This window comes from Enterococcus sp. AMC2644 (genome assembly GCF_058216475.1).
On record NZ_JBZACW010000003.1, the window covers coordinates 1 to 7,292 of the forward strand.

Annotated in this window: 5 protein-coding genes; all 5 read right to left on the reverse strand. The window is 31.6% G+C overall.

The window, feature by feature from the left end; all coding sequences use genetic code 11:
- Window positions 1-237: 237 nt before the first annotated feature.
- Entirely contained in the window at window positions 238-1,101 is an 864-nt protein-coding gene (locus AC4BC5_RS15235) for a formylglycine-generating enzyme family protein (protein WP_490497601.1), read from the reverse strand.
- 5 nt (window positions 1,102-1,106) lie between these two features.
- Window positions 1,107-1,886, reverse strand: coding sequence for a sulfite exporter TauE/SafE family protein (locus AC4BC5_RS15240; protein ID WP_490497596.1), 780 nt, complete (start codon window positions 1,884-1,886; stop codon window positions 1,107-1,109).
- A 113-nt stretch (window positions 1,887-1,999) separates the two neighbouring features.
- Window positions 2,000-3,475, reverse strand: a complete 1,476-nt coding sequence (locus AC4BC5_RS15245; RefSeq protein ID WP_490497597.1) for a sulfatase — start codon at window positions 3,473-3,475, stop codon at window positions 2,000-2,002.
- Between the two features lie 38 nt (window positions 3,476-3,513).
- Window positions 3,514-5,436, reverse strand: a complete 1,923-nt coding sequence (locus tag AC4BC5_RS15250) for a beta-glucoside-specific PTS transporter subunit IIABC (RefSeq protein WP_490497598.1) — start codon at window positions 5,434-5,436, stop codon at window positions 3,514-3,516.
- Window positions 5,437-5,541: 105 nt separating this feature from the next.
- Window positions 5,542-6,360 carry a PRD domain-containing protein gene (locus tag AC4BC5_RS15255; protein ID WP_490497599.1) on the reverse strand — a complete coding sequence of 273 codons (819 nt, stop codon included), beginning with the start codon at window positions 6,358-6,360 and terminating at the stop codon, window positions 5,542-5,544.
- Window positions 6,361-7,292 lie beyond the last annotated feature (932 nt).

Genomic DNA, 7,292 nt, shown 5'->3' on the forward strand with positions numbered 1-7,292 from the left:
CAAAGACTCTATTCGAACTGTTAAAGATTGTCTAAACTTTTACCAATACCAGTTGTTAGAGAGACGAATTTTTGCCTTTTCCTTGTCTACTTTATAGGAAGCATATCAGTTAACTTGTATGCCGATTTGTTTTTGTTCTGTTTGGTATCGGAAATTGATATAACATTTGTCACAGTCTATTATCTAAAAATTTTGTTATCTTTCCATGTCCACTTGATGTGGTGCTTATCACTTTCATTAGATAGTTTCTTGTTTTACTACTCTAAATCCCATATTATTACTAGTTGACTCGCCTGAATTTCCATTTCTAGCAGCTATTCTATATCTTTTACAATATGATTCGTGACACAAAAAAGAACCACCACGAATTGCATAAAACTCATCATTTTTTAACTGGTTATCATCAATAAAATCAACCGAAGATTTTTGTTTAAATTCCTTTAAATCGATTCCCTGAGGGTTCAAGCACCATTCCCATACATTTCCTATCATCTGATAAATACCATAATCATTTGGTTCATAGTACTTAGCTGGTGCTGTTGCATCAAATCCATCAGCTAATGTGTTAGTTAAAGGAAAATCTCCTTGCCAAATATTACAATGATACTCATTATTTTTAAGAAATTCTTTTCCCCAAGGATATCGTTCATAAGTTGTACCACCCTTAGCAGCCACTTCCCACTCAGCTTCCGTTGGTAATCTTGTACCACTCCATTCACAATATGCTAGAGCATCATTTCGTGAAACATGGACAACAGGATGATCCAATCGTCCTTTCAAGCTAGAGTTTTTTCCTTCTGGATGTTTCCAGTCAGCACCTTTAACAGCATACCACCAATTTAATCCAGATACTTCTGTTGCTTTTAATTTTTCTTCCATAGCTAAGAAATAATGAAACACATAGGACCAACCGTATTTCTCTGCATCTGTCACATATCCTGTTTCTTTAATAAAAAGTTGAAATTCTTGATTAGTAATTGTTGTACTGCTTATTTCAAAAGACTCCATTTGAATTTCCACTTGAGGACCTTCCTTATCTTTTAAAAAACCATCTACGCTATTAGTTCCAATTAAATACTTTCCACTGGGAACTTTAACCATGTGATTCATAAGAACACCTTCCATCCATTGTATATATTAATCAGTAAAACTAAAATAATAATCCATTGATAGATTTGATTCACTCTTTCATCTGTTACTTTTCCACTTACAAAAGAACCTAACAATCCACCTAAAATAGCTCCTGGTATAATGTAAGACAACATTCCTATATCATAACGACTCATGTCAACTGTTATAAAAATAGTTATTACCTTTGCCAATTGGGAAAAGAAGATAGTGATAATCGAGTATACGGTTGCTTGTTTTATCGGAATATTAAAGAGTAACATTAGCAATGCTACATTAATTGGCCCACCACCGATACCAAGTAAACTAGCTAAGAATCCCAACAAAATGCCTGACCCAAGAATTAAAATTGAAGATTCATAATGAAAATTTTTCCATATTTCCTTACTATAAAGATAAGAGAAAACTAATGTTAGAATGGTTAAGAAAATTTGAACAAGTTGAACTTCTTGTCCACCTGGAAATAGATCAAGAATCTTTTCAAAAACAAGATTTCCAAGTAAACCGCCGAAAACGGCTCCTAAAGAAACTTGAATTGCAAATAGCCACTTAATCTGAACCCCATTTCTTAATTGTCTACTTGTTGAAACCACAGACATAGTTAAGACTGCCATACTAGAATAAAACGAAACAGCTGCCACTGAGTGAACATGAATCAAATCAAAAACTGGTTTGATTAAAATACCTCCACCCATACCAGAAATAGCTCCTATGGTGTTAGCAAATACAATCACAGCAAAATAAAGAAATCCTATCATCTTCCAATACTCCTAACATAACCAATTAATTATAGTAATCCCTTGATATCCATGTCTGATACTATATAAAGAAAAGGCAGCTTTAATCAAAACAGATACCTACTTTATTTTTATTATTCTTTTAGACCTAGACGAAAAAATTCACTTTCTGGTGCATCAATTTCAGTCATTTTTTTTATTAGTTTTTCTTTCATCATATTTTCTATATCTTCATCCTTTAAAGGATTATTTTGTTTTGGATCTTTCTTCATATCAAATAGTAAATGACCAATTGAATAAGAATCAATATATGTCATTCCCTCTAATTCAATAACTGGATAACCATTTGTAAAACGGTTACCCTCGATTAATTTAATCTGCTTTAATATTTTATTTGGGAAAAATCCGCGCATCATTGTAACGGCCAAGGTCTGTTGCGTAATCGGACCATTATCACTAGTATTAGATGCTCTCATATAAATATACTGTCCATCATAAATACATACATGTCCACCATTAGTACCAAAAATAATGGTTTCGTGATTTAATTCATTTTCAATCACATTTAACAAAGATTTACCATCACGATCAAAATAATCCTCAATATCAAAATAATCTAACAGAGTTGATGCAATATCTATAGTTTGAGAAATTCCTTCAACGGTTTCTCCCTGTTTATGTCGGTAGGTAGGTACGTGCATAAAGAATGGAATATGAATCACTTCTTGATACATTGGCGCGATATTTTTTCCGTACCAATCATGTTCGCCAAGTAAAAAACCATGGTCTGTATTAACAATAATTAAAGTATCCTCCCACATATTAAATGTATCAAAATAATCAAGTACTCTTCCTAAATGATAATCACACATAGAAATTAAGGCAGCGTATTCTTTTCTCATATTAAGTTGATCTTCTTCTGAAACTTCATCGCTTGATTGATATTTAGGCCAGTATGGAACTTGTTCAACTGCAATAGCCTCATAAATTTTTCTATATTTTTCAGGTACATAAAAAGGCTCATGAGGATCAAAACATTCAATTTGTAAGAACCAATTATCTTTATCATGATGGTTTTCTAAAAAGGTTAATCCTGCATCAATTGTTTTAACGCTTGAGTAATCTTCTTCTTTTAATTGTTCTGTTCTGTTAGCATAGTGTTGTGTTACTGAAATTCCTTGTTTATTTAGTGGATTATGATTTTTATTTTCTAAAGCAATACTTCGTGGCATCCATCTGTCACCTTCTTGTCCTCTAAAACCTTCCCAAGTAGAATAACGATTATGATAAGTTGCCCCACCATCCTCAAAATAATGAGAATGATCTGTAACTAAGTGACAGTAGATACCATTTTCTTGTAGCCTTTCAAAAACTGAATTATCAAAACTTTCTAAAGGACCCCAACTTCTATGTAAGAAGTTATAACGACCGGTTTGAAGTTCTCGTCTAGCAGGCATACAAGGCATACTACCACCATAAAACTGATTAAATGTAATCATTTTACTTTGCAATCTTTTAAAATTTGGTGCATGAATCCATTCATTGCCAAAATTGGGTAGAAAATCTCTTGTTAGAGTATCAAACATAATCATAACTGCTCTTTTTCTCATTAATAATTCCTCATTTCTTTTTATCATTTATCTCATTCTTAAAAAACAATTGTTAGTAATTTACTTTCAGTTGTTACAGTTTCATCTGAAGTTTCTATAACATCTAAATAGTTAACTGAATTAGTTACTACAATTGGTGTTACAATTGAATAACCTTTTTCAACAATTCTATCTTTATCAAATCTAATTAGCAAGTCACCTTTTTTAACAGACATACCTTGTTCTACAAAAGACTCAAAATACTCTCCTTCTAAGTTAACAGTATCCATTCCAACGTGTATCAATAACTCAACTCCATCTTGAAACGTTAATCCTATGGCATGTTTCGTAGGAAAAAGAGTTGTAACAACACAGTTATCTGGTGCACAAATAACATTATTTTCTGGTAAAATTGCCACGCCTTTTCCAAGCAAACCTTCTGAGAAAGCTTGATCTTTTACCTCACTTAAAGGAAGAACATTTCCAATCATTGGAGATGTTAACATTCTCTCTTTAAAAATATTAGAACTAGATGGACTAACACTAATATTTTTATCTGTCTCAGTTTCTTCAACTGGATCCATATTATTTGAATACGCTACAGTTAAAGATAGCACTAAACCCACGACAAACGCTGTTGTTATTGCTATTAGATAACCATAGAATCCTTTATCCATTCCAGTTTCTGGATTAATATAGTTTGGAATTCCAAATATTCCCATTCCTCCCATAACAAACGATTTTGTACCTGATGCTCCCATTATTAAACCTGCAATTGAGGAAGCTAAAAGTGTCGCATAAAATGGTTTTTTACGCGGTAAAGTAATCCCATAAATTGATGGTTCTGATACGCCAAACACACTTGAAATGAATGAAGGGACTGTCAGACTTTTAACATCTTTGTTTTTTGTTTTAATCATTATTCCTAAAACAACTCCAGTAGTTGCAAATGATGTTGCACTTCCCAAAATAACTATAGGATCAAATCCCATGGTTACAATGTTATTTATCGCAATCGGAATAAGCCCCCAATGTAATCCAAACATTACTAATAATTGCCATGTTCCCCCAATAATAACTCCAGCAATAATTGGATTTAAATTATATAAAGCAAGTGTAACCGCTCCTAACAGATTTCCAATCCAAGTTGCAACTGGTCCAATTACTAAAAATGTTAATGGTATAATAATAAGCAGTGTAAAAAATGGAACCAAGAATGTTTTAACTACTGATGGAATTATTTTATCTACTTGTTTGTAAATTTTCGATGCGAAATACGTTGAAATAATTATTGGGATAACGCTAGAACCATAATTCATCATAATTACAGGAATTCCTAAAAAAGTAACATAAACTGGTGATTCAATCACAGTTCCTTGAAATAAAGTATATAGAGGTTCAGTCCCTGGTACCATTATTGCTGAGATAAGTGGGTGAACTAATGAAGCACCAATTATCATTCCTACGAACGGTGGTATTTTAAATTTTTTAGCTGAAGTATATCCTAGAAAAATGGGAAAAAAGTACATCAAACTATCACCTGTTGCTTGAAGAATCTTATATGTACCTGATTCCATACCAATCCATGCAAAGGAAACAAACATTGCATTTAATCCTTTGATCATTCCTGTTGCAGCAAGTACACCTAAGATTGGTGTAAAAATACTTGAAATAATATCAATAAACTTATTGAAAAGACCTTTGACTTCAGCAACATCTGGATCATTACACTCTGCAATATTAGCTACTTCTAGGAACTCTTGATACACTTCTGGAACATGATTTCCGATTACCACTTGAAATTGTCCACCACTTTTTACAACAGTAATAACTCCTTTTATTTTCTCAACAGCTGCCTGATCTGCTTTTGATTCATCTTTTAGATTAAACCTTAGACGAGTCACACAATGCTTTACTTCGCCAATATTTTCTTTACCACCAATACCTTTTAAAATTTTTTCATTTAATTCTCTATACTTCATTTTTCTCATCCCTTCATTTTTTATTATTCATAAAAAAGGCAAGACTAAACAAAGGTAGCTAATACCATTGTTTGGTCTTGCCTGCTTCACCAGTAACAATCCAGATTAATTATTCTCAATTAGTTTTTGAATATGCAAACACAAGTAAACTTGCTCATCTTGATTGAGTTCGACTTTTAAGTATTCTTCAATCAATTTCATTGTTTGATATGACTCAGGATATCTAGTGATTACTTCTTTTATTAATGGATTTTCAACATTTTTATTAACCCTATTAGACATACGTTTAAAGAAAAAACGTAAATGTGTAATAAATCTATCATACGCAAGTGAATCAGTATCTAGCTCAATTTTATTATTAATTCTAATTAACGTTATAATATTCTTGATTTTTTTTGAATTTTCTTTTGTTTGATTAAAAACTTTTGTTTGTGCATTAATTAGGTGAAGAGCAATATTTCCAATTTCCATTTCATTTAATTCAATCGATGTTTGTTCTTTAATCATATCCAGACTCTGTTTACCAATTTGATATTCTCTAGGGTAAAGCTTTTTTACTTCCCAAGATAATTCAGTTCCTGTGTCAATTCCTTTTTTTTGAAGATCAATGGCATTAGCAATATGGTCTGCTAAAGAAATATAAACAGCATTTGATAGATTATTTCCTATCTTACTTTTGGCTAATTCGACAATATCTATGGCAACTTTTAAATAGTCTATTGAAATTGATTCAAGTATTTTTCCAACTTCTTCTAACTTTTGAGACTTATCAATAATAAACCTCCTCTCAATTTTTAGTGGATCGGGCACATCACCTATCTTTTTTTGAAAACCAATTCCTGAGCCAACCCAAATGCAATCTATTCCACTAACTTCCATTACTAATATCGCATTATTATTCAAAATCTTTTTTATTTTATCCATCTTTATACTCCTTAGAAAAATAAAAGACCTCAGCAAACAAGTATTTTGTTGTTTGCCAAGGTCTAGCCCAATATAAATTGGTAACTATCCATTTTATTGATTGTATAATATCATATTTTTTTTCTATATGCAAGCGTATCCTTTTTATTACACCGATTGTGAAGTTAAGTTAGATAACTAAAAATTTGTGAGCCACTTAACTTTATTTTCAACAAAATAAAATAAGATCGTTGATTATAAGTGAGCTAAATATAGCTTACTACAAACAAACTAATTTTAATAGAGTGAACTGGAAACTCTTTTCTATATTGAATATATACTTTAAGTGCAACACCTAAAACAATAGATTCAAAGGCTCTTAATAAAAACAAGTAGCCTTCATTTTCTTCTAGAAGCATTTATAAACTACCATCAACAAATACTAAAACTAACTTTTAATTCCTTTTCCACTTTAAGTATTTCCTATTCTAATACTGATTCTAGCTTGTTCGAAAGCATAGTTTGAGAAATCGTTCGAATCAGTTTAAAAATAACCATGCTTCCTTTTTAATAAACAGATACTTCTTATTATCTAACAGCGCATGGGGAAGAAAGTTCGTTCTAGTGCTCTTATAAATTAAAGTTACCATAGTTATTTCACTGAGATGATTTCCCTTATCGTTTTGCAAAATTATTCTGGTCGAGTCCACTCTACTCACTCCCTCAAATACTAACACACCAAAGTAACTAATCATACTAGATACATCTCTATCATTGGATGTATTCAGTAAGGCTCTTTCTGTCTTTAGATATGAGATATCATCAACAATATTCTTTTCAAGATACTCTTCCTTACCATATACTTGAAGAATAATTTATGGGTTTCCTATAAGTCCAAAACATACTTTTTGATATGAATCCGAAATACTATCGCACGTTGCCAATCAAAACCA